The 23331-nt window shown below is 64.5% G+C and carries 20 protein-coding genes; 10 read left to right on the top strand and 10 right to left on the bottom strand.

The genetic code is table 11. The features are described 5' to 3' along the window. The first annotated feature begins 64 nt into the window (after positions 1 to 64). On the top strand, positions 65 to 673 hold the full coding sequence (locus FZF13_RS28280; protein ID WP_024926714.1) for a YqgE/AlgH family protein: 609 nt from the start codon (positions 65 to 67) through the stop codon (positions 671 to 673). Between the two features lie 140 nt (positions 674 to 813). On the opposite strand, the gene FZF13_RS28275 is transcribed toward FZF13_RS28280, so the two are convergent. Genes FZF13_RS28275 through thrC form a run of 4 tightly spaced genes read right to left on the bottom strand, consistent with a single transcriptional unit; the run spans position 814 to position 7021 of the window. After that, positions 814 to 3702: an EAL domain-containing protein gene (locus FZF13_RS28275; RefSeq protein WP_024926715.1), complete on the bottom strand. Its 2889-nt coding sequence runs from the start codon at positions 3700 to 3702 to the stop codon at positions 814 to 816. Between the two features lie 2 nt (positions 3703 to 3704). Then, complete coding sequence (locus FZF13_RS28270; protein ID WP_024926716.1) at positions 3705 to 4301, bottom strand: GNAT family N-acetyltransferase; 597 nt, start codon at positions 4299 to 4301, stop codon at positions 3705 to 3707. A 15-nt stretch (positions 4302 to 4316) separates the two neighbouring features. Next, the gene (locus FZF13_RS28265) at positions 4317 to 5609 is read right to left on the bottom strand and encodes a M16 family metallopeptidase (protein ID WP_024926717.1); all 1293 of its coding nucleotides are present in this window, start codon (positions 5607 to 5609) and stop codon (positions 4317 to 4319) included. A 14-nt stretch (positions 5610 to 5623) separates the two neighbouring features. Continuing rightward, complete coding sequence (thrC, locus tag FZF13_RS28260; RefSeq protein WP_024926718.1) at positions 5624 to 7021, bottom strand: threonine synthase; 1398 nt, start codon at positions 7019 to 7021, stop codon at positions 5624 to 5626. 138 nt (positions 7022 to 7159) lie between these two features. Between thrC and FZF13_RS28255 the strand changes: the two genes are divergently transcribed. After that, on the top strand, positions 7160 to 7945 hold the full coding sequence (locus FZF13_RS28255) for a hypothetical protein (RefSeq protein ID WP_024926719.1): 786 nt from the start codon (positions 7160 to 7162) through the stop codon (positions 7943 to 7945). Between the two features lie 53 nt (positions 7946 to 7998). On the opposite strand, the gene FZF13_RS28250 is transcribed toward FZF13_RS28255, so the two are convergent. Beyond that, on the bottom strand, positions 7999 to 8685 hold the full coding sequence (locus tag FZF13_RS28250) for an HAD family hydrolase (RefSeq protein ID WP_024926720.1): 687 nt from the start codon (positions 8683 to 8685) through the stop codon (positions 7999 to 8001). Between the two features lie 145 nt (positions 8686 to 8830). Between FZF13_RS28250 and FZF13_RS28245 the strand changes: the two genes are divergently transcribed. Continuing rightward, a complete protein-coding gene (locus FZF13_RS28245) occupies positions 8831 to 9964 on the top strand; it encodes a site-specific DNA-methyltransferase (RefSeq protein ID WP_024926721.1) in 1134 nt (377 codons plus the stop codon). 36 nt (positions 9965 to 10000) lie between these two features. Here the strand turns inward: FZF13_RS28245 and FZF13_RS28240 are convergent, their stop codons facing one another. The 4 genes from FZF13_RS28240 to mutY form a co-directional block, all read right to left on the bottom strand. After that, positions 10001 to 10372 carry a cupin domain-containing protein gene (locus tag FZF13_RS28240; RefSeq protein ID WP_024926722.1) on the bottom strand — a complete coding sequence of 124 codons (372 nt, stop codon included), beginning with the start codon at positions 10370 to 10372 and terminating at the stop codon, positions 10001 to 10003. A 103-nt stretch (positions 10373 to 10475) separates the two neighbouring features. Continuing rightward, complete coding sequence (locus FZF13_RS28235) at positions 10476 to 10838, bottom strand: nuclear transport factor 2 family protein (RefSeq protein WP_024926723.1); 363 nt, start codon at positions 10836 to 10838, stop codon at positions 10476 to 10478. Beyond that, the gene (locus FZF13_RS28230; protein ID WP_024926724.1) at positions 10835 to 11446 is read right to left on the bottom strand and encodes an HAD family hydrolase; all 612 of its coding nucleotides are present in this window, start codon (positions 11444 to 11446) and stop codon (positions 10835 to 10837) included. The genes FZF13_RS28235 and FZF13_RS28230 overlap by 4 nt, the downstream gene beginning before the upstream one ends. Next, positions 11443 to 12567 carry an A/G-specific adenine glycosylase gene (gene mutY, locus FZF13_RS28225; RefSeq protein WP_024926725.1) on the bottom strand — a complete coding sequence of 375 codons (1125 nt, stop codon included), beginning with the start codon at positions 12565 to 12567 and terminating at the stop codon, positions 11443 to 11445. Before mutY ends, FZF13_RS28230 begins: the two co-directional genes overlap by 4 nt. Positions 12568 to 12623: 56 nt before the next feature. Between mutY and FZF13_RS28220 the strand changes: the two genes are divergently transcribed. The 4 genes from FZF13_RS28220 to FZF13_RS28205 all read left to right on the top strand — a co-directional run bounded on the left by FZF13_RS28220 (position 12624) and on the right by FZF13_RS28205 (position 18595). Then, positions 12624 to 13121, top strand: coding sequence for a DUF721 domain-containing protein (locus FZF13_RS28220; RefSeq protein ID WP_024926726.1), 498 nt, complete (start codon positions 12624 to 12626; stop codon positions 13119 to 13121). Between the two features lie 142 nt (positions 13122 to 13263). Next, a complete protein-coding gene (locus tag FZF13_RS28215) occupies positions 13264 to 13998 on the top strand; it encodes a DsbA family protein (protein ID WP_024926727.1) in 735 nt (244 codons plus the stop codon). Between the two features lie 60 nt (positions 13999 to 14058). After that, positions 14059 to 17520 carry a chromosome segregation protein SMC gene (gene smc / locus FZF13_RS28210; protein ID WP_024927277.1) on the top strand — a complete coding sequence of 1154 codons (3462 nt, stop codon included), beginning with the start codon at positions 14059 to 14061 and terminating at the stop codon, positions 17518 to 17520. 106 nt (positions 17521 to 17626) lie between these two features. Next, entirely contained in the window at positions 17627 to 18595 is a 969-nt protein-coding gene (locus FZF13_RS28205) for an NAD-dependent epimerase/dehydratase family protein (RefSeq protein ID WP_024925164.1), read from the top strand. A 63-nt stretch (positions 18596 to 18658) separates the two neighbouring features. On the opposite strand, the gene FZF13_RS28200 is transcribed toward FZF13_RS28205, so the two are convergent. Continuing rightward, positions 18659 to 19360, bottom strand: coding sequence for an aspartate/glutamate racemase family protein (locus tag FZF13_RS28200; RefSeq protein ID WP_024925165.1), 702 nt, complete (start codon positions 19358 to 19360; stop codon positions 18659 to 18661). 166 nt (positions 19361 to 19526) lie between these two features. Here FZF13_RS28200 and FZF13_RS28195 point away from each other — a divergent pair, with 166 nt between their 5' ends. From FZF13_RS28195 to FZF13_RS28185, 3 genes are all read left to right on the top strand, one after another. Continuing rightward, complete coding sequence (locus FZF13_RS28195; RefSeq protein ID WP_024925166.1) at positions 19527 to 20240, top strand: GntR family transcriptional regulator; 714 nt, start codon at positions 19527 to 19529, stop codon at positions 20238 to 20240. 82 nt (positions 20241 to 20322) lie between these two features. Next, positions 20323 to 21483: an MFS transporter gene (locus FZF13_RS28190; RefSeq protein WP_024925167.1), complete on the top strand. Its 1161-nt coding sequence runs from the start codon at positions 20323 to 20325 to the stop codon at positions 21481 to 21483. A gap of 207 nt (positions 21484 to 21690) precedes the next feature. After that, a complete protein-coding gene (locus FZF13_RS28185; RefSeq protein ID WP_036254895.1) occupies positions 21691 to 23265 on the top strand; it encodes an ABC transporter substrate-binding protein in 1575 nt (524 codons plus the stop codon). Positions 23266 to 23331 lie beyond the last annotated feature (66 nt).

Genomic DNA, 23331 nt, shown 5'->3' with positions numbered 1-23331 from the left:
TGGCTGGGGCGAATTGCACCAATGGCATCTTTCAAGCATGCCGGAAACGCGTTACGCTTTGCCTATGGAGCTCCTGCGCAACAAGAAGACAGCCGGAAAGAACGGCTTCCTCGACGACCAGTTCCTCATCGCCATGCCCGGCATGAAGGACGAGCGGTTCGCGCGTTCGGTCATCTACATCTGCGCGCATTCGGATGAGGGCGCCATGGGGCTGATCATCAATCAGACCCAGCAGATGCTGTTTCCCGACCTCCTGGTCCAGCTCGGCATCATGAACGAGCAGGAAGCAATCCGCCTGCCGCAGGAGGCGCGCGACTTCGTCGTTCGCAATGGCGGGCCGGTCGATCGCAGCCGCGGCTTCGTGCTGCACACGGGTGATTATCGCGTCGAATCCTCGCTGCCGGTGTCGGATGACATCTGTCTCACGGCAACAGTCGACATATTACGCGCGATCTCGACCGGCCACGGGCCGCGTCATGCGCTGATGGCGCTGGGTTATTCCGGCTGGGGTGCCGGCCAGCTCGAAACCGAAATCGCCGAAAACGGCTGGCTGACCTGCCCGGCGACGCCGGAATTGCTGTTCGATCCGGACATCGATCGCAAATATGATCGCATCCTGGCCAGCATCGGCGTCAACCTCGCGCATTTCAGCGCCGCCGCCGGGCACGCCTAGGCGGACTTCCATTCCTTATAGAGGCTGAACCGCCTTTGTCGGGAGGTGTTCTGTCGGCGGCTTCCATCCGAGAGCGCAGAGCTACCCCTCATCCACTCTTCGGGCGCCTTCTCCCCGTGAACAGGGAGAAGGAACAAAGGTCAGGCCTGGGTGAGCGGATATTGTTCGCGCAGCAGCTTGATGACGGCGTCGGCGTTCATCGGCGCGCCGAACATGAAGCTCTGTACGTATTCGCAGCCCATCTGGCGCAGTTCCAGCGCATCGCTCTGGTCCGAAATGCCTTCCGCCACGACCGAAAGGCCGAGTTCATGGGCCATGTTGACCATCGAGCGCAGCAGCACCGCGCGCTTCGGCGAGGTGTCGTCGATGAAGCTCTTGTCGATCTTGATCGTGTCGAACGGGAAGCGGGTCAGATAGGACAGTGAGGAGTAGCCGGTGCCGAAATCGTCCAGCGACAGCCCTATGCCGAGCTGCTTCAACTTATTGAGTACATGCGCGGCCTGCTCGGGATTGTCCATGACCAGCGACTCGGTAAGTTCCAGCCTGAGACAGCGCGGCTTGAGTCCGGCGCGGGCGATGACCGAGCGCACGTCGGTGACCAGGTCGCGCCGGATCAGCTGGCGGCTGGACAGGTTGACCGAAACCGACAGCGGCGCGTCACCGATCTGCTTCTGCCAGATCGCCAGGTCTTCCGCCGCCTTCTGCATGGCGAACAGGCCGAGCTGGACGATGAGACCGCAGCTTTCGGCCACCGGAATGAAGTCGGCCGGCGGGATCATGCCGCGGCGCGGGTGGTCCCAGCGCAAAAGCGCCTCGAAACCGGCCACGCTGGAATCTTCGAGCCGCACGATCGGCTGGTAAGCGAGGGTGAATTCGCGCCGTTCGATGGCGCGGCGCAAATCGGATTCGAATTGCAGCCGGTCGGTGCCGACCGTGCGGAAGGCCGGACGGAACGGTTCGATGCGGTCCCCGCCAAAGCGCTTGGCCTGGTGCATGGCAAGTTCGGCATCCTTGACCAGGTCGTCGGCCGAGACTTGATCCGTCGTCCAGGTGATGAGGCCGATCGAGGCGGTCAGCACGATCTCGCGCTTGGCGAAGGTGATAGGTGAACTGATCGCGTGCTTGATCGCGTCGGCTACGGCGGCGATGCGGGCCGGGTCCTGCTCGGACAAGAGCATGAGCGCGAACTGGTCGCCGGCGAAACGCGATAGCGAATCCTTCGGCTTCAGCAGGCGGTGCAAGCGCCGCGCCACGGTGAGCAGGATGGTGTCGCCGGCCGAGATACCTAGCCCGTCATTGACCTGCTTGAAGCGGTCGATGTCGATGACGAAGACGGTCGGGCGCACCTTGTCCTCGGTGCGGGCGATCGAGATGATCGCTTCCAGCCGGTTCATGAACAATTCGCGGTTGGGCAGGCCGGTGAGGTTGTCGTGCACGGCGTCGTGCAGCAGGCGCTCTTCCGATTTCTTCTGCTCCGTCACGTCGACCATCGTGCCGACGCAACGGATGACCTCGCCGTCGGAGCCGATAACCGGGCGGGCCCTCAGCGAGAACCAATGATAGTGGCCGTCGGCGCCGCGCAGGCGGAAATTCTGCGCCACACGGCCGCGGCGATGCTCCAGCACCACATCGAGCGTGGTGCGGAAGGTGTCGCGGTCATCGGCATGCAGCACCGGCAGCCAGTTGCGGGCGGCGCCGCCAAGGCTGCCCGGCGCGAGGCCAAGCTGCAGGCTGACATCGGGGCGGGTGACGACGCGGTCGCGCAGCACGTCCCAATCCCACACGGTGTCACCGGAGCCGGCGACGGCCAGCGCCTGTCGCTCGAGGTCGGAGAACAGGCCCTGATGCAGGGCGCCGCCGGCGAAGGCGTGCTGCATGACGGTGAAGCCGATCAAAAGGATCACCAGGATCAGCCCGCCGCCCAGCGCAGGCTGCACGATGTCGTTGTCGAGCAGGCCGGTAATCGCCATCCACGAGCCCGCCGCCCATAACAACACCATCACCCAGCTCGGCACCAGCATGATGGCGCGATCGTAGCCGCGCAGGCCGAGGAAGATGATGAGCCCGAGGCCGGTGACGGCGGTGGCGGCGAAGGAGATGCGCGCGATGCCGGCGGCGATTGCCGGGTCGATGATGGCGATGCCAGCGATGGCGGCGAGGCCAAGCACCCAAACGACGGCGCCGTAGCTGAAATGGCCGTGCCAGCGGTTGAGGTTGAGATAGGTGAACAGGAAGACGACGAAGGTGGTGGCAAGCGCCACTTCCGCGCCGGCGCGCCACACTTGCTCTGAGCCCGGCGCCACCTGGATGATCTTGGCCAGGAAGCCGAAGTCGATGCAGATATAGGCGAGCACCGCCCAGGCGAGCGCCGCTGTGGCCGGGAAGAGCGAGGTGCCCTTGACTACGAACAGGATGGTCAAGAACAGCGCCAACAGGCCGGCAATGCCGATGACGATGCCGCGATAGAGCGTGTAGGAATTGACCGTGTCCTTGTAGGCCTCCGGCTCCCACAGATAGACCTGCGGCAGCTTCGGCGACGCCAGTTCGGCGATGAACGTCACCACCGAGCCCGGGTTCAGCGTGACCCGGAAGACGTCAGCATCGGGGCTCGCCTGCTTATCGAGCGCGAAGCCTTCGGAAGGTGTGATGGCCGCGATGCGGGTGGAGCCGAGGTCGGGCCAGAAGATGCCGGATTTGACCAGCCGGAAATGCGGCGCCACGATCAGCCGGTCGATGACGTCGTCGGTGGCGTTGGCCAGCGCGAACACGGCCCAGTCGCCGGTCGAGCGCTTGTCGTTAGCCTCGACCTCGATGCGCCGCACGATGCCGTCCGAACCTGGTGCCGTCGAAACCTGGAAATTCTCGCCCTGGTTGCGGTAGATTTCCACTGCACCCGAAAGGTCGAGCGCCACATCATCGCGGGAAATCTTGATCGGTTCCACGGCATAGGCGGAAGCGGCGGCGAAAAGCGTCACCATCGTCGCCAGGACGAAGGCAAGCACCGGCCCGTTTCGCAGGAATTTCGTCAAAATCAGCCCTTCGTTGCGGATGCCGGCGGATCGTCGGCGATCCGGGCATAGAGATAGTGGTCCTGCCAGGCCCCGTTGATCCGAAGATAGGAGCGCAGAAGTCCTTCACGCTGGAATCCGGCTTTTTCAAGCACGCGGATCGAACGAATGTTGTCGGGAATACAGGCAGCTTCGATCCGGTGCAACTTGAGCGTATCGAAGGCGAAGCCCGCAAGCACCTTGACGGCGTCGGTCATCAGCCCCTTGCCGGCATAGCGCTCGCCGATCCAGTAGCCAATATGGCCGCTCTGGGCGACGCCGTGGCGAATGTTGCCTAGGGTGATGCCGCCGGCGAGCTTGCCAGAGCTGCGCTCGAAGATGAAGAGGGCGACGGCCGTGCCCTGGGCGTAGTCCTCGCGGTAGCGGCCGATACGGTGGCGCCAGGCCGAGCGCTCAAGCTCGTCGGGTGTCCAGCGTGGCTCCCACCGCTCGAGAAAGGCGCGGCTTTCGCCGCGCAGCGTCGACCACTCCCGATGATCGCCCGGCAGCGGAACGCGCAGAGCGACCTTTTCCCCTTTCAGTACCGGCTGGTCCCGGCGAAAGAAAGGAAGCGCGAACACGGCCGCCGGCCTGGATCAGACGGCAAGCTTGCGGGCCGCGACCTCGATGCCCGGAAGCGTGTCGAGAACCGCCTCATAGGGCGCCAGCGTGCCGATCGGTCCGACGGCAGCCAGGGTCGGCCGGGTCGAGAACAGGCGGGACGATAGGTCGGTCAGGCGCTCGATCGTCAGCGCGCCGAGCCGTTCCATCAGCTCTTCCTTCGGGATAGGCCGGCCGAACAGCAGAAGCTGGCGGGCGATCTGCGAGGCGCGGCTGGCGGGGCTTTCCGCCGACATGATGAGGCCGGCGCGGTATTGCGCGCGCGCACGGTCGAGCTCTTCCTGGGCGATCGCTTCGCCGGCCCGCTGCAATTCGCGCACGATCACCGGCACCAGTTCGGCAATGTCGTTCTGGCCGGTCGCGGCGTGGACGCCGAAGATGCCGGTGTCGGAAAAGCCCCAGTGGAAGGCATAGACCGAATAGCAAAGGCCGCGCTTCTCGCGCACTTCCTGGAACAGGCGAGACGACATACCGCCGCCGAGGATCATCGACAGCACCTGCGAGGCATAGAAATCGCGCACGTGATAGGCGCGGCCCTCGAAACCGAGCACGATCTGCGCGTCCATCAGGTCGCGGTTCTCGCGGAAGTCGCCGCCGACATACTGGGCGTATTGCGGCGCGGCGTTTTCGGCCTTGGAGCGGAAGGAGCCGAGCTTCTTTTCCACCTCGCGCACGAACTCGTCATGCTTCACGTCGCCGGCAGCGACCATCACCATGCGTTCGGCGCCGTATTGGCGCTCCATGAAATCGTGCAACTGCCTGGAGGTGAAGGATTGCACCGTCTCCGGCGTGCCCAGGATCGAGCGGCCGATGGTCTGGTGGCGGAAGGCGGTTTCCGTGAAATGGTCGAAGACGACGTCGTCGGGCGTGTCGTGCGCAGCGCCGATCTCTTGCAGGATGACGTTCTGCTCCCGCTCCAACTCCTCCGGATCGAATTCCGATTCCTGCAGGATGTCTGCCAGGATATCCACGGCCAGCGGAACGTCGTTGGATAGAACGCGGGCGTAGAAGGATGTTGTCTCGACGCTGGTGGCGGCGTTGATTTCACCGCCGACATTCTCGATTTCCGAAGCGATCTGGAAGGCGGAACGCCTCCTCGTGCCCTTGAAGGCCATATGCTCGAGAAGATGCGCCATCCCATGCTCATCCTCACGCTCGTTGCGGGCCCCGGACTTGACCCAGGCGCCGAGCGCGACGGATTCGATGCTTGGAAGGGTTTCGGTGGCGACTGTCAGGCCGTTCGACAGACGGCTTACCTCAACACCCATATAGTTCAGACTCCCTAACGCGCCGCCCGGGAGCGGCGACGAACATAATCTTCCACCATTTTCAGGTCGGATGGAAGTACCGCATATCTTTCCTCCGAATTCATTAAGTCGGCAAGCCATGCCGGCAGAGCGGGATGGATGCCGCTCGCCGCTTCCACCGCCGCCGGAAATTTCGCCGGATGCGCGGTACTAAGCACGATCATCGGCACTGCGCTCGCCGTCTGCGTGGCGGCGACGTGGACGCCGGACGCCGTATGCGGGTCGAGCAGATATCCCGAGCCGGCCAGCGTGGCGCGGATCGTCTCGGCGACTTCCGATTCGGTGGCGCGGCCCGCGTCGAATTCAGCGCGGATACGGGCGAGCCCACCGGCCTCGATGGTGAAGGCGCCGGACTGCTTCAGCGAATTCATATAGCGGCGCACGGTTGCGGCGTCGCGGTCGGAAGCCTCGAACAAAAGCCGCTCGAAATTGGACGAGATCTGGATGTCCATCGAGGGTGATGTCGTGGCGACGACGCCTTTCATGCGGTATTCGCCGCTGGCCAGCGTGCGTGCCAGGATGTCGTTGTCGTTGGTGGCGATCACGAGTTGCTCTATCGGCAGGCCCATGCGCTTGGCGGCGTATCCGGCGAAGATATCGCCGAAATTGCCAGTCGGCACGGTGAAGGAGACCGGACGATCGGGAGCGCCGAGCGACAGTGCCGACGAAAAATAATAGACGATCTGGGCCATGATGCGGGCCCAGTTGATGGAATTGACGCCCGACAGCGCGACGCCGTCGCGGAAGCCATGGTCGTTGAACATGTCCTTCAACATGCCCTGGCAGTCGTCGAAATTACCCTCGATCGCCAGCGCGTGGACATTGGCCGCGGTGGACGTCGTCATCTGCCGCTGCTGCACCGGCGAGACGCGGCCCTTCGGGAACAGGATGACGATGTCGGTGCGCTCGCGCCCGGCAAAGGCCTCGATGGCCGCGCCGCCGGTGTCGCCCGATGTGGCGCCGACGATTGTCGCCCGCTCGCCGCGCTCGGACAGCACATGGTCCATCAACCGCGCCAATAGCTGCATGGCGACGTCCTTGAATGCCAGGGTCGGGCCGTGAAAGAGTTCGAGCACGAACGTGTTGTGCCCCGTCTGTACCAGCGGGCAGACCGCCTCGTGGCGGAAGGTGGCGTAGGCTTCGCGCACCAGCTTCTCGAAGATAGCCGGCGCGATCTCGCCGCCGAGAAAGGGCGTCAGCACGCGGATGGCGAGGTCGGCATAGGGCAGACCGCGCATGGAATGCAGCTCTGCGGCCGAGAAGTGCGGCCAGGTTTCGGGCACGTAGAGGCCGCCGTCGCGCGCCAGCCCGGCCAGAACCGTGTCCGAAAATCCGAGCGCGGGGGCCTCGCCGCGTGTACTCACATAGCGCATTGTCGACTTTCCATTTCAGCGGCCTGACGGCCAATTGCCCTTCTGGCGGCGAAAGCGTGAATTTGTGCGCGCCCTCAGTCGCATTTTTGCCGTCTCGTTGCTATAGGTCGCCTGCTTCGCGTGAGGGAACCGCATTTCATGGTGTTTCGTTCGTCCAACAGCCGCTTTGTCGCGGGTTTCATGTCGATGGGCTTTATGCTGATCGTCGCAGGCTGCCAATCGAGCGACGGCGGCAGTTCCGGCGGCGGCTTCATGGGTATGGGCAAGAAGGACGATGCGGCCATCAACGCCGAAGTGGCGAAGGTCAAGGCCTCCGATCTCAGAGCCTTCTGCCCGAAGGTGACGCTGCGCGAAGGTACCGCCTTCTACAGCACCTATGCCAAGGCAGGAGCGAAACCGAAGGCCAAGAAGGGCCAGGACGCCGCGGCCGTCGACACCAGCAATGCGCCGCAGGACGATTCCTCGCGTGTCGTCTACCAGGCTTCGATCGGCGAAGTGACCCGCGACTGCACCCGCAACAACGGCATGCTCAACATGAAGATCGCCGTTGCCGGTCGCGTCGTTCCGGGCCCGATGGTGACGCCCGGCACCATAACCATGCCGATCCGCATCGCCGTCGTCGAAGGCGACAAGGTGCTTTATTCGCAGATCTATCAGCACAAGGTGCAGATTTCCGACACCTCGTCGGCCACCCAGTTCGTGCTGAACGATTCCAATATTTCCATTCCCGAGCCGACCGCCAACACCTATCAGGCCTTTGCCGGCTTCGATGAAGGGGTGACCAAGAAGGTCGAGAAGCCGAGCGAGCAGAAGCCGGTGAAGCGTCGGGTTCACAAGCCGAAGCCGAAGGCGGCTCCGGTCGCGACCGCGCCGGCAGCGCCCGCTCAGGGTAGCCAGACCACGATCTCGGATATTCCTCGCTAGTCTCCGTCAAGGACAGCCCTTCTCGCTTGGGGAAGGGCTGCCGCGTCCAAGCGTCAGGCGTCCGACCACTCGGAGAGAGCGGCAAGAACGCCTTTCAGGTCGGACCAGCGGCTGATAGCGGTTTCGGCACCGGCTTCGGTCAGTGCATCGGCATGGCCCGGGTAGCTGTGCGAGGCACCGGTGAAGCCGATGACGCGCATGCCGGCGGCGCGGGCGCCCTGCACGCCATGGGCCGAATCCTCGATGACAAATGTGTTGGCCGGGTTCGCCTTGAATTTCTCGGCTGCGTAGAGGAAGACGTCCGGCGCCGGCTTGGTTTTCTTCGTCGGGGTCTCCAGCGCCGAGAAGATACGGCCCTGGAACAGCGGCAACAGCCGCACCTTGTCCAGCATGAAGGTGATGCGTTCGCTGCGCGAATTCGAGCAGATGCAGTGTGGCGCGGTGATCGCGGCAACGGCCTGGTGCACGCCGTCGATGGCGCGCACGTCGGAGCGTAGCTTGCGGTCCACCAGTTCTTCGGCGCGAATGATCATCGAGGCCTGGAAGGGGATGTTCGCCTTCTCCTCGATCGCCATCATGATGTCCTTGAAGGTCAGGCCGGCATAGGTCTCGGCGATCTCCTCGGCGCCGATCTCGAAGCCTGCTTCGGTGATCAGCTCGGCTTCGACGCGAGCGGCGATGATTTCGGAATCGACGAGCACGCCGTCGCAATCGAAAATGACAAGGTCTGGCTGGGGCATGTCGGTCCATCTGCGGGAAAGGAAGCCGGCGCGGCATACACCAAGCGTCGGTTACCCGCAAATCACGGCTTCACTTCATTAAATATTTACTGGGAACGGTAACCATAACGGCTGGTAAATGTAACGCGTGCTTCGGGTTGTCAGAATGTCTGCCGTGCGTCTCCTCGACGAACTTTCCCATGCCCCTCAGCAGTCCGAGTGGTTGGACACGATCCTGAAAGGCGATTGTGTCGCTGCGCTCGATCGGCTGCCGGAAAAATCGGTGGACGTGATCTTCGCCGATCCGCCCTACAACCTGCAGCTCGAAGGCGATCTGCACCGCCCGGACCAATCCAAGGTCGACGCGGTGGACGATCACTGGGACCAGTTCGAGAGCTTCGAGGCCTATGACGCGTTCACCCGCGCCTGGCTGCTCGCCGCCCGCCGGGTGTTGAAGCCGAATGGCACCATCTGGGTGATTGGCTCCTATCACAACATCTTCCGCGTCGGCGCCAAGATGCAGGATCTCGGCTTCTGGATCCTCAACGACGTCGTCTGGCGCAAGACCAACCCGATGCCGAATTTCCGCGGCCGCCGCTTCCAGAACGCCCATGAGACGATGATCTGGGCCTCGCGCGACCAGAAGTCGAAGGGTTACACTTTCAACTACGAGGCGCTGAAGGCTTCAAACGACGACGTGCAGATGCGCTCCGACTGGCTGTTCCCGATCTGCACCGGCGGGGAGCGGCTGAAGGACGACAATGGCGACAAACTGCACCCGACGCAGAAGCCGGAAGCGCTGCTCGCCCGCATCATGATGGCGTCGACAAAGCCCGGCGATGTCGTGCTCGACCCGTTCTTCGGCTCCGGCACCACTGGCGCGGTCGCCAAGCGGCTCGGCCGCCACTTCGTCGGCATCGAGCGCGAGCAGACCTATATCGACGCCGCCTACGAACGCATCGCCGCGGTCAAGACGCTGGAGGACGCCGACCTCGCCGTTCTCACAGGCAAGCGCGCCGAACCGCGCGTTGCTTTCGTCAGCCTGATCGATACCGGCCTGGTCAAGGCCGGCACCACGCTCTACGACGCCAAACGGCGCTGGTCGGCCAAGGTGCGCGCCGACGGCACGCTGGCAATCGGTGACAATGCCGGCTCCATCCACAAGGTCGGCGCCGAAGTACAGGGGCTCGACGCCTGCAACGGCTGGACCTTCTGGCACTATGAACGCGCCGGCGGCCTCACCCCGATCGACGAACTGCGCAAGATCGCGCGGCTCGGCATGGAGCGGGCAGGGGCGTAATCCCGAAGGTCGCGGGAATAGCTCCGCGCCGCCGTCTCAGATCCAGACGTCGTTCTGCGCGGTGCGATCGCCGCCAACGTGACCGGTGTTGAGCACGCCGCGCGGCTCGACCAGCAGAAGCTGAACTTCCTTCTCGGCATAAGGCTTGTGTTCGACGCCCTTGGGCACGACGAACATTTCTCCAGGCCCGATGGTGACTGCCCCGTCGCGCATATCGATGCGCAACTGGCCGCTGAGAACGATGAACGCCTCATCGGTTTCCGGGTGATCGTGCCAGATGAAGTCGCCCTCGATACGAACCACCTTGAACTGGTAATCGTTCAGTTCGGCGACAACGCGTGGCTGCCAGAGCTCGGTGATTCTGGAGAGTTTTTCGGAAAACCTGACCGGCTGGTATGTCTTGTCCATTCCGTAGGCTCCATCGTTGGATGGACTGCCTACGGAATATTCGAAGCTACTGTCTTGGACGATTGTGCGGGGCCCGTTATCCGCGAGCCCCGCGAGGGTGGCTCTAGCCCTCGACATCCACGCGCACGATCAATCCATCGCCGTTGAGCGTGATGGTCTCGGCGCCAATGCGTTCGCGCCACACGCCCGTCTTGGTGCTGGTGCCGGTGAGTCGCCATTCGGAGCGGGCGCTCATGGGCGACAGGGCTTCCAGCTTCTTGTCTTCCGCTTCCTGGTCCGGATATTCCGTGAAATAAGTGCGGAAAGCCGCCATCACTGCGTCGCGGCCCTCGATGCGGCCGCCAACGCCTTGCGAGATATAGACGACCTCGGGCGCGAACATCGCCTCGATGGCGGCGAAGTCCTGCGCATTGGTCACGTCATGGAAACGGGCCAGCGTCTCGGCGGGATCGTGGGCGGCGCTCATGCGATAACTCCGAGATTGGTCAGGTCGCGCTTTAGCGTCGCGGGGTCGGTGAACAGCACGGCTTGCCAGCCGGCTTCCTTGGCGCCGTCGACATTCTTCTGGCTGTCGTCGATGAACAGCGTCGCCGCCGGCTCGAGGCCGAAGGATTTGACGTGGTGGTCGTAGATGGCGCGGTCGGGTTTTAGCAGCCGGATATCGGCCGAAACGGTGACGCCGCGCGGCCGTTTCAGGAAGGCGAACCGCTCCTGCGCTTCCCGGAAGGTGTCGCCGGCGAAATTGGTAAGCATGGTGACGTCGCGGCCGTCGTCGATCAGCCGTTCCATCAGCACCACGCTGTCGTCATAGGCGTGCGGCACCATCTCGTGCCAATGGCGGCGGAAGTTGCGGATGTTTTCGGCATGATCGGGGTGGGTGTCGATCAGCAGCGCCTCGGCCTCTTCCCAGGTCCGGCCGCGATCCTGCTCGATGTTCCAGTCCGACGTGCAGACATGATCGAAGAACCACTGCCGCTCCGTCTCGTCCGGGATCAGCCGGTTGAACGGCAGGCTGGGGTCGTAGTGCAGCAGCACCTTGCCGATGTCGAAGACGATATGGCGGATTTCGGTCATGCTTTCCTCTTGTGCGGGCCCTTCTGGGTCGAGCCGGGCATAGCCGCTTCGATTGCCTTTTTCATGACAGTCGGCAAGGCCTCGTCATTGATCCAGCCGGGCCGCGACCAGAAAAACCCCTGGGGTGGCGCGGTGAAATCGACATCGGCGCGGTAGACGGCGAGTTCGAGCCCGAAATGGGTGAAGACATGGCCGATGCTGCCCGCCGGCCGCCAGTTGGCCGCGAAGGGTGCGGCGTCGGTTCCAGTGGCGCCGTCGATGCGCGCGGTCCAGCCGGTGGTCGGCACCTCGCTCATCCCTCCAAGCAGGCCTTTTTCCGGGCGTTTGCGCAAAAGCACCGCGCCGTCGTTGCGGATGGCGACAAAGGCGGCGCCCTTGCGTTGCGGCTTTTCGGGCTTGGCCAGTTTCACCGGGTAGAATTCGGGATCGCCGGACAGGATGGCGCTGCAATCTTGCCGCAGCGGGCACAGCATGCAGCGCGGCCGGCGCGGCGTGCAGATGGTGGCGCCGAGATCCATCGTCGCCTGCGCGAAATCGCCGGGCCTGTCCGCCGGCACCAGTCGCTCGACCTCGGCGCGGATATCGGGCTTGGCCGCCGGCAGCGGCATGGCGATCGAAAACAGGCGTGTGATGACGCGCTCGACATTGCCGTCGACCACGACCGCCGGCCGGACGAAGGCGATCGCGGCGATCGCAGCCGCCGTATAGGCGCCGATGCCGGGCAGGGCGCGCAGTCCGTCCTCGGTATCGGGAAAAACGCCGCCCCGCGCCGCGATGCGATCCGCACAGGCCTTCAGGTTGCGTGCCCGCGAATAATAGCCGAGCCCCGCCCAGGCCTTCATCACGTCGTCGGTGCTTGCCGCGCCAAGCGCCTGCACGGTCGGCCAGCGTTCGAGAAAGGCCTGGAAATAGGCTTTGACCGCCTCGACCGTGGTCTGCTGCAGCATGACCTCGGACAACCAGACGCGATAGGGATCTGGCCGGACGCCGCTTGCCAGTTCGCGCGGCGGCACCCGCCACGGCAAGTCACGGTGATGGGCGTCGTACCAGGCAAGCAGCCGGTCGGCGATGCCGGTGACAGGCCGGTCTGCAGGCTTGCGGGTCGAGGTGAGTGATGCCATTGATCTTCCGAGGGAGTGGTTGATTTCGGCCGCTCCTGCTGTCTGACGGAGCACGCATGACAGGGAAAAACCGCTACGGCAATCCCGTGCCGGTCAGCGATCTCGCCACCGGCATCCTCGAGCCGGTGTTGCGCAAGCGCGCCGGAATCTCGATCGGCCTCGTCCAATCCTGGGAGGAGATCGTCGGGCCGCGTCTTGCCGGCACCTCGCGGCCGGAAAAGATCCAGTGGCCGCGCCGCATGCGCGAGGACGATCCGTTCGAGCCGGCTGTGCTGGTGGTGGCGTGCCAAGGTGTCGCGGCGCTGCACCTCCAGCATCAGGCCGACGAGATCATCGGTCGCGTCAACGCCTTTCTTGGTTTCCAGGCGATCGGCCGCATCCGCATCGTCCAGAAGCCGCTGACGGAAACCAGGCGACGCACGGCACAGCCTGCCAGGCCATTGACGCCATTAGAGAAAACGCGTCTGGAACGGGTGGTTGAGGGCGTCGAGGACGACGGCCTGCGCGCTTCACTGGAGCGGCTCGGCGCGACCATCATCGGCCAGCGCAAGTAGAACTCACCGGCGTCTCGCGTTTTCGTGATCGTTTCGACCGGATTTCGCGATTGGACTTGTGGGCCGCGATGCCTTAATTCGCCCGGACTCTCGCTTTTTCTTGATCTTCCATTGCAAAATCCAACGCTAATCAGGTGATTCGATGACCCGTCTCTTGTCCCGCAGAACCATTCTGACCACGCTGGCCGTCGCTCCGGCAGCGCTGGCACTCGCCGCCTGCAACAAGGCTGGCGAGGCCGAGGCGGAAGGCTCGAAGCCCGCCGAGACGACCAAGACCGCCGATGCCACCAAGCCGGCAGCGACGCCCGCGGCCGCAGCCCCGCAGTCCTCCGGTTCGGTCAACATGGCTGAACTGCTGAAGCCGGGCGTGTTGCCGGAAAAGCAGCTTGGCAAGGACGACGCCAAGGTCACCATCATCGAATACGCGTCGATGACCTGCCCGCATTGCGCGCATTTCCACGAAACGACGCTGCCGGAACTGAAGACGAAATATATCGACACCGGCAAGGTGCGGCTGATCTTCCGCGAGTTCCCGTTCGATCCGCGCGCCGAGGCGGGTTTCATGCTGGCGCGCTGCGCGGGCGACAACTATTTCCCGATGGTCGACGTGCTGTTCAAGCAGCAGCAGAACTGGGCCGCGGCCGAAAACGTCAAGGACGCGATGTTCCAACTGTCCAAACTGGCCGGTTTTACACAGGAGAGCTTCAACTCCTGCTTGACGGACCAGAAACTTCTGGACCAAGTCAGATCGGTGCAGAAGCGTGGACAGGACGAATTCAAGGTCGACTCGACGCCGACCTTCTTCATCAACGGGCAAACCTACAAGGGTGCGTTGTCGATTGCGGAAATGTCGGCCATCATCGACCCTCTGCTGTGACGTTCCGGTAGCGCCGGGGCGGCAGCGCCTTGGCGTTCGCGCCCGAACGGGGTTGCGCGAATGAAATTCTCGCGCCTGCGCCTGCTCGGTTTCAAATCCTTCGTCGAACCCGGTGAGTTCGTTATCGAACGCGGCCTCACCGGCATCGTCGGGCCGAATGGCTGCGGCAAGTCGAACTTGGTGGAAGCGCTCCGCTGGGTCATGGGCGAAAGCTCCTACAAGAACATGCGTGCGTCCGGCATGGACGACGTCATCTTCTCCGGCTCCAACACGCGCCCAGCGCGCAACACCGCCGAAGTCACGCTGTTCCTCGACAATGTCGACCGCACGGCGCCATCCGCCTTCAACGATGCCGACGAATTGCAGGTTTCGCGCCGCATCGAGCGCGAGGCGGGGTCGGTCTATCGCATCAACGGCAAGGAGGCGCGCGCCAAGGACGTGCAGCTTCTGTTCGCCGACCAGTCCACCGGCGCACGCTCGCCCTCGATGGTCGGGCAGGGCCGCATCGGCGAGCTGATCCAGGCCAAGCCGCAGGCGCGCCGCGCCCTGCTGGAAGAAGCCGCCGGCATTTCCGGCCTGCACACCCGCCGTCACGAGGCGGAGTTGCGGCTGAAGGGCGCCGAACAGAACCTCGAGCGGCTGGACGATGTGGTCGGCGAGCTGGAAAGCCAGATCGAGAGCCTAAAGCGTCAGGCCCGCCAGGCCTCGCGTTTCAAGAACCTCTCGGCCGATATCCGCAAGGCCGAGGCCACGCTGCTGCATCTGCGCTGGACGCTGGCGAAGACGCAGGAAGGCGAAGCACGTTCGGCCCTGGCGACGGCGACCGCGCTGGTCGGCGATCGCGCCGCAGCCCAGATGAATGCCGCCAAAGAACAGGCGATCGGCGCCCATCGCCTGCCGGACCTGCGCGACGCCGAGGCCAAGGCAGCCGCCGCTTTCCAGCGCCTGTCGATCGCCAAGTCGCAGATCGAGGAGGAGGCCGGCCGCATCCGCGCGCGCCAGACCGAGCTCGACCGCCGTCTGCAGCAGCTCGACAGCGATATCGAGCGCGAGGAGCGCATGGTGCGCGACAACGCCGCCGTGCTGGAGCGGCTGGCGGCGGAAGAAACCACCCTGAACGGCGAAAACGCCGGTGCCGCCGAGCGCGAGGCAAATACGCGCGCCGCTTTTGAAGAGGCCACCGCGACGCTGGCGACCAGCGAAGGTGCGCTGGCCAGGCTGACCGCCGAACGGGCGGAAGCGGCGGCCGGTCGCAACCAGATCGAGCGGACATTGCGCGAAACGGCGGAACGGCGCGATCGTTTCGCCCGTCAACTCGCAGATGCCGACCGCGAACTGGCCGAGATCGCGCAGCGCATCTCGGCGCTGGCCGACCCGACCGAAAAACGCGTGTTGGCGGAAGCAGCCGCCGAGGCGCTGGAAGCGACCGAGGCCGCCGCCGAGCTTGCCGAACAGGCGGTTGCGACGGCGCGCGAGGCCGAGACCGCCGCCCGGCTGCCATTGCAGGAGGCCAAGGCCGAGCTCGCCGGCATCGAGACCGAGGCGCGCACGCTTGCCAAGATCATCAATTCAACCAGCGGCGGCGACCTGTTCCCAGCCGTGCTGGAACAGATGAGCGTGGAGCGTGGTTTCGAAACCGCGCTGGGTGCCGCACTTGGCGAAGACCTCGAGGTGCCGCTCGACCGCAGTGCGCCCGTCCATTGGGGCGAGAACGCGGTGCAGGCGAGCGACCCGGCGCTGCCGGAGGGCGTGCGCAGCCTCGCCTCGGTGGTCAAGGCACCGTCACAATTGGCGCGTCGCCTCGCCCAGATCGGCATCGTCGAGGCATCGGATGGCAAGCGCCTGCAGGCCTTGCTGGCGCCGGGCCAGCGGCTGGTGAGCAAGGACGGCGCGCTGTGGCGCTGGGACGGCTTCACCGCCAGCGCCGACGCGCCGACCGCCGCCGCCCTGCGGCTGGCCCAGAAGAACCGCCTGACCGAACTCGACGCCGAGGCCGTCGCGGCAACCGTGGCGGTGCGCGCCGCCGAAGAGGCGCTGCGTAACGCCGAGACCGGCCTGCGCAACGCGGTCGAGGACGAAAAACACGCGCGCCAGGCATGGCGCGACGCGCAGCACGCGCTCGACGCGGCGCGCAATGCCCTGGCCCAGGCCGAGAAGGCCACCGGCGAATTGTCGACGCGGCGCGGTGCGCTGGAGGAATCGCGCGGCCGTGTCGTCGAGGCGCATGAGGAAGCCACCGCCATCTATGTCGAGGCGGAAGAACAGCTGCGCGGTGCGCCCGATCTCGGCGATTTGCAGTCGAGGCTGGAGCAGGCTGCCGGTCACGTCTCGCGCGATCGCGCCGCTCTGGCCGAAGCGCGCGCCGTCCATGACGGCCTGAACCGCGAAGCCGAGGCGCGCACGCGCCGCCTGCAGGCGATCGCCCTCGAACGCGGCAACTGGCTGTCGCGCGCCGAGAACGCGTCGACGCAGATCGCGGCACTTGCCGAACGCAAGGCCGAGGCAGCCGCCGAGCGAGAGGATCTGGTCGAGGCGCCGGACGAGCTCGACCAGCGCCGCCGCGCGCTGCTGTCCCAGCTCTCGGAAGCCGAGGCGCTGCGCAAGAACGCCGCCGACCGCTTGCAGGAAGCGGAAAACCGACAGGCCGAGCTCGACAAGGCGGCAACGGCCGCCATCACTACCTTGGCCGAAGCGCGCGAGGCGCGCGTGCGCGCCGAGGAAAGGCTGACCGCCGCCGACGAGCGCCGCCAGGAGGTGGAGGCGCGCATCCAGGAAGCGCTTAACACGCCGCCGCACCTGGTTATCCGCCACACCGGCCTGGAGGCTGACAGCCCGATACCCGACATGGGCGAGATCGAGCGCCAGCTGGAACGGCTGAAGATCGAGCGCGAGAGGCTGGGCGCGGTCAACCTGCGCGCCGAGGAAGAGCAGCGCGAACTGTCCGAGCGGCTGGAGACGATCGTCTCCGAGCGCGAGGACGTCATCGAGGCGATCCGCAAACTGCGCCAGGCCATCCAGAGCCTGAACCGCGAAGGCCGCGAACGGCTGCTGGCCGCCTTCGACGTCGTCAACGCGCATTTCCAGCGGCTGTTCACCCATCTATTCGGTGGTGGCACCGCCGAATTGCAATTGATCGAATCGGAAGATCCCCTGGAGGCCGGCCTGGAAATCCTTGCCCGTCCTCCGGGCAAGAAGCCGCAGACGATGACGCTGTTGTCGGGTGGCGAGCAGGCGCTGACGGCGATGTCGCTGATCTTCGCCGTGTTCCTGACCAATCCGGCGCCGATCTGCGTGCTGGACGAGGTGGACGCGCCGCTCGACGACCACAATGTCGAGCGTTTCTGCAACCTGATGGACGAGATGTCGGCCTCGACCGAAACGCGCTTCGTCGTCATCACCCACAATCCGATCACCATGGCGCGCATGGACCGCCTGTTCGGCGTCACCATGGCCGAGCAGGGCGTCAGCCAGCTGGTCTCCGTCGACCTGCAGGCGGCGGAGGCGATGCGCGAGGCGAGCTGACGCGGCCGGACCCATCGTTCCCGGTTGAACCCGAGACGGCCCCGGTGGTAGCACTGCGCCGGCGGTGCGGCCGGACCGGCGCGGCGCAATTGTTCGGAGAGCACGCTTGCCCATTCTTGTCACCGGCGCCGCCGGCTTCATCGGCAGTCATGTCTGCCATCGCCTTCTCGACCGGGGCGAAGAGGTGATCGGCGTCGACAATCTGAACGATTATTACGACCCGGCGCTGAAGCAGGCGCGGCTGGCGCAGTTGCTTGAGCGAAAGGGGTTCTCGTTCCGCCGGCTGGATATCGCCGACGAGGGCGCGTTGGCGGCACTGTCGGGGCTCGGCATCCGGCGCATCGTGCACCTCGCCGCGCAGGCCGGCGTACGTTATTCGCTCGACAATCCGCGCACCTATATCCGCTCCAACGTGGTCGGGCATCTGGAGGTGCTGGAATTCTGCCGGGCGCTGCCCGGCTTCGAACATCTGGTCTACGCTTCGTCGAGTTCCGTCTATGGCGGCAACCGCAAGGTACCGTTCGCCGAGGCCGACAAGGTCGACACGCCGGTCTCGCTCTATGCCGCCACCAAGAAGGCGGACGAGCTGATGAGCCACACCTACGCCCATCTCTTCGCCATCCCGCAGACAGGCTTGCGCTTCTTTACCGTCTACGGGCCGTGGGGCCGTCCGGACATGGCGTATTGGCTGTTCACCAAGGCGATCCTGGAGGGCAGACCGATCCGCGTCTTCAACCAGGGCGAAATGTGGCGCGACTTCACCTATGTCGACGACGTCGTCGAAGCGGTGGTGAAGGTTCTGGACACGCCGCCGTCGGGCGCGGTGCCGCCCAGCCGGCTGTTCAACATTGGCAACAACAGCCCGGTGCGGCTCGGCGATTTCATCGACATGCTGGAGCGGTTGATCGGTATCGAGGCGAAGCGCCAGTACGAGCCGATGCAGCCGGGCGATGTCGAGTGCACCTATGCCGATGTCACCGAGCTCGACCGCGCCATCGGCTTCAAGCCGAACACCTCGATCGAGGACGGCCTGCGCAAATTCGTCGACTGGTATCGCGGCGAGTGGGTCAGATAGTTCTGGGTCTGGAAGGATAACTCCGAAGCCAAGCGCTTCTCGATGGCGTCGTCGGGGAATGCCTCAATGGCGAACGGGTTCGCGTAGCGAGGCCAGCGCCTCGGCCTGCGCCAGCCCAGCGCTGAAGGAACAGATCAGCGGAACGTCGAATTCGGGCTGCAAATCGTTGGCGACGCCCGCCAGCGCCGCGCCGCCGACGATGATCACATCGGCGCCATGCTGTTCGCGGGCCTCCGAGATCAGTTCAGCCACTTTGCGGCGCGCACCTTCCGCGCTTGCCGCCACCTCCAGTGCATGGCCGTTGATCGCCAGCGTGGCACAACAGCGGTCGTCCAGCCGCTGCTGGCGCATCAGTTCGCGCAGCATCGACGGCCAGCGTTCGCCGACGGTGACGATGGCGAAGCGTTCGCCGAGCTGCATCGCCGACAGGATCGATGCCTCCGCCATGCCGACCACCGGAAACGGGTAGATCTCGCGCGCCGCGCCGATGCCGGGTTCGCCGAAACAGGCGAGAAGGCAGACGCTGATGTTTTCGGCGCCGTATTCCTTCACCTCAAGTGCGATCGTGTCGACGATGGCGCGGGCGGCGACGACGGCATCGGCACGCGCGCTGATATAGCCCGGCCCATAGATGGCCGTTGCCCCTATGATGTCGCGTTCGGGAGGCAGGGCGACCCTGGCCCGCTCGACCAGCCTGTCGGTCAGCGCGGCATTGGTATTGCCGTTGACGAGCAGCAGCCGACGAACCCCTCCCTTGTTTGCCATAACCTTGCTCCCGCACATTTCCTGCTTGCCCGACAGCGGTCGACTGCCGCTGCCTGGAAAAATAATAGTATACAATTTTTTGATATGATAGCATACAAAACAACGAATTCACGGATGCATTTCTGTGCGGTATAAGAGCCGTCTCGGATGGAGGACGGTTGCAGAGATGAATGACGACGTTTCGGTCAAACGCGTGAAGCGCCCCAATCTCCCACGCAGCGAAGCCATGTATCATGGCCTGCGACGCGCCATCATCGAGCGTGCGTTGAAACCGGGTGACAAACTGCCCGAAGACGTCATCGGCGAACGCTTCGGCGTCAGCCGTACCATCGTGCGAAGCGTGCTCGGCCGCCTGAACAGCGAGGGTCTTGTCGACCTCATTCCGAACCGGGGCGCGGCCGTCGCCCAGCCGACGCTGGAAGAGGCCTACGATATCTTCGAAGTGCGCCGCAGCCTGGAGCGGGACGTGGTGCGCAGGCTGGTCTCCAAGATCACCAAGACAGACGTTGAGCAGCTCAAGGCTCATGTGGCGCGCGAGGAGGCGGTGAAGGCCTCCAATACCGCCGAGTCGATCCGGCTGGCCGGAGAATTCCACATTCTGCTCGCCGAAATGGCCGGCAACGCCGTCACCGCCCGCTACATCAACGAATTGGTCTCGCGCTGTTCGCTCATCCTGGCGCTTTACGGCCGGCCGCATTCCTCCGACTGCGCCGTCAACGAACATCTGGAAATCGTGGCGGCCCTGCAGAAGGGCGACAGCGAAAAAGCGCTGGAGACCATGGACCATCACCTCGAGGCGGTGACGGAGCGCGCTTTGTTGAGTGCGCCCGTCACCCAACACGATATCCGCGCCATTCTGGACGAATATGCCAAACCCTGAAAACACGTCCTCCGCGCTTGCTCTCGATGAGGCTGGCGTTGCCCGAGCCTCTGCGCGCTTTTTGTCTCCAGCGGCGCGCAGCATGGTCGCTGGCATCGTGCTGTTGGCGGTCGCGCTCAATCTGCGCCCGGCTCTGTCCAGTCTTGCGGTGCTGCTGGCGCCGGTGCAGCAGGCATTCGGTCTGTCAGGCGCCTCCATCGGCGTTTTGACGATGATGCCGTCGCTGTGTTTCGGCCTGGCAGGCGGCGCCGGCCTTGCCATGGCGCGGCGCGTCGGGCTGGAGAAAGGCCTTGCGGTCTCGCTGGTTATCATTACCGCTGGTCTTCTCTTGCGTATCGAACCGTTGGTGCAGGCGCTGTTTGCCGGCACTGTCCTTGTCGGTGTCGGCATCGGCATTGCCGGTGTGCTGGTACCGGCGATCATCAAGCGCGACTATGCCGGACGGCTTGGTCTTGCCACCGGCCTCTACACCATGACGATGTGCGGAGGCGGCGCGCTGGGCGCGGCCTTCACATTGCCGCTTGCCCATGCCCTTGGAACCGGCTGGAATGCAACGATCGGCCTGTGGGCGGTGCCCGCCGGCCTGGCGATGCTGGCCTGGCTGCCCTTCGCCGCGGGCACCGGCGCGACTGCCAAGGCCGGCACCGACGGCGCCACCGTCAATCTGTGGCGCGACGGCATTGCCTGGGGCGTTACCGGTTTCATGACCTTGCAGGCAGCACTCGCCTTCATCGTGCTCGGCTGGCTTCCAGCGATCCTGCAGAGCGGCGGACTGGATCCGCTTGGTTCGGGCTATGTCACCTCGGCTTCCGTCTTCTCGCAGACCTTGACCGCGCTGGTGGTGCCGATCTTCGCCGCTCGCCTGCGCAGCCAGAAGCTGCTGGTCGTCGCCGCACTCGGCTTTTCGGCCATCGGCTTTGCCGGACTGACTATGGGTTGGTTGCCGGGTTCCCTGTTCTGGGCGGTTGTTCTGGGCCTCGGGCAGGGCGCCAATTTTGGCCTCGCGCTGGTCTTTATCGGGCTGCGTTCGGCCAACGCCAACATCGCCGCGCGGCTTTCCTCCATGTCGCAAAGCGTCGGCTACACGCTTGCCGCCGGCGGCCCGCTGCTGGCCGGGCTGGTGCGGCAATGGTCGAGCGCCGCCGAGGGGCAGGTGGTGCTGTTTTCGGCTATCGCCTTCCTGGCTCTGCTGTGCGGCCTGGTCGCCGGCGCGCAGCGCACGATCGGCCAAACGAGGCTCTAGCGCTTCCACCTACCGCCCATCCTTCGGAGAAAATTGGCCGCTCGCCGCGAAAAGGGCTTGCACGTCATGTGCGCGCACTTCATAATGTATACAAAATTATAAATACTCGTATACATAAGAACGACGAAAAATACGAGTTGGGTCATCCGGCACGGATGCCGGCAACGAGCCGGTGAAGCCGGCGATGGGAACAGTGAGGAGCAAGCAATGAAGCGTTTGAAAATGCTGCTGGCGGCCGCATCCGCCTTGTTGGTGGTGGTCACCGCCGCGGACGCCGCCACCCTGAAGTGGGGCGCCGCCCGCGATATCGATTCGCTCGATCCCTATTCGTTCGGCAGCACGTTCACGCTGGCTTTCCTCAATCACATCTATGAGGGCCTCACCCGCTACGACGAGAACCTCAAGCTGGCACCCTCGCTTGCGGAATCGTGGGAGGTTGTCGAGCCGACGGTGTGGCGCTTCAAGCTGCGTCATGGCGTCAAGTTCCACAATGGCGACGACTTTACCGCCGACGATGTCGTCGCCTCGCTGAAGCGGGTGAGCGACGAGGCTTCGCCGCTCAAGGGCAATCTTCCGGCCTATAAGGATGCGCGCAAGATCGACGACTACACCGTCGAGATCGTCCTGAAATCGTCCTATCCGCTGCTCGCCAATGACCTGACCAACATCTTCATCTTCAGCAAGAAATGGCTGGTCTCAAACAACAGCGAACGGCCGACCGACGTGGCCAAGGGCGTCGAGGGCTACGCCACCCATCACGCCAACGGCACCGGACCGTTCATGTTGGAATCGCGCCAGACCGACGCCACGACCGTGCTGGTCGTCAATCCGAAATGGTGGGACAAACCCAAGCACAACGTCACCCGTATCGAGTTCACGCCGATCGCCTCGGCGCCGACGCGTGTCGCGGCACTTCTGTCGGGCGACATCAACTACACGGAAAGCGCGCCGCTCCAGGACATCGAGAGGCTCAAGGCTTCCGGCGCCATCAAGGTGCTTTTGTCGAACGAATTGCGCACCGTCTTCTTCGCGATGAACCTCGGCGACAAGCTGGTCGGCTCCGACATCACCGACAAGAACCCGCTGAAGGACCCCAAGGTTCGCAACGCGCTCTATCAGAGCCTCGACATGGGCCTGATGCAGAAGAAGGTGATGCGCGGCCTTTCGCGCACCACCGGCGCGCTGGTCGCGCCGGCGATCCCCGGCTACAACGAGGAGCTGGACAAGCGGCCGCCGGTCGATGTCGAGGGCGCCAAGAAACTGCTTGCCGAAGCCGGTTACCCCAACGGGTTTTCGCTGTCGCTGCTGTGCTCCACCGATTCCTACGTCAATGAAGAGCAGATCTGCCAATCCGCGGCTTCGATGTGGGCGCGCATCGGCATCAAGGCCAACATCACCAGCGGCCCGCGCAGCATCATCAATCCGCGCCGCGTCAAGGGCGACTTCGACATCACCACGCTGGGCTGGGCCAACGAACCGGCGCTCGACGCCTATTCGCTGCTGATCCAGGTGGTGCACTCGAAATCCGGCAGCGCCGGCCTGTTCAACTGGGCGAACTGGGGCGACCAGCGCATCGATGCATTGGTCGACAAGTCCGCCGGCGAGCTGGACAGCGCCAAGCGCGTGCCGATGCTGACCGAGGCGATGAAGATCGCCAAGGACGAGACGCTGTTCCTGCCCCTGCACCAGCAGCCGATGGCCTGGGCGATCGGGGAAGGGGTGTCGAGTGTGATCCAGCTGCCCGACAACAAAGCCAGGCACTGGTTCACACAGATGAAGTGAGGCGCGGGGCCGTGTCCGCCCGGCGGGCGCGGCCCTTTGTTCCTTGCCATTTCGATCCAACAAAAA

Origin of the sequence: Mesorhizobium terrae (assembly GCF_008727715.1) — a bacterium.
Classification (GTDB): Bacteria; Pseudomonadota; Alphaproteobacteria; order Rhizobiales; family Rhizobiaceae; genus Mesorhizobium; species Mesorhizobium terrae.
This window is presented reverse-complemented; position numbering and strand designations above follow the sequence as displayed.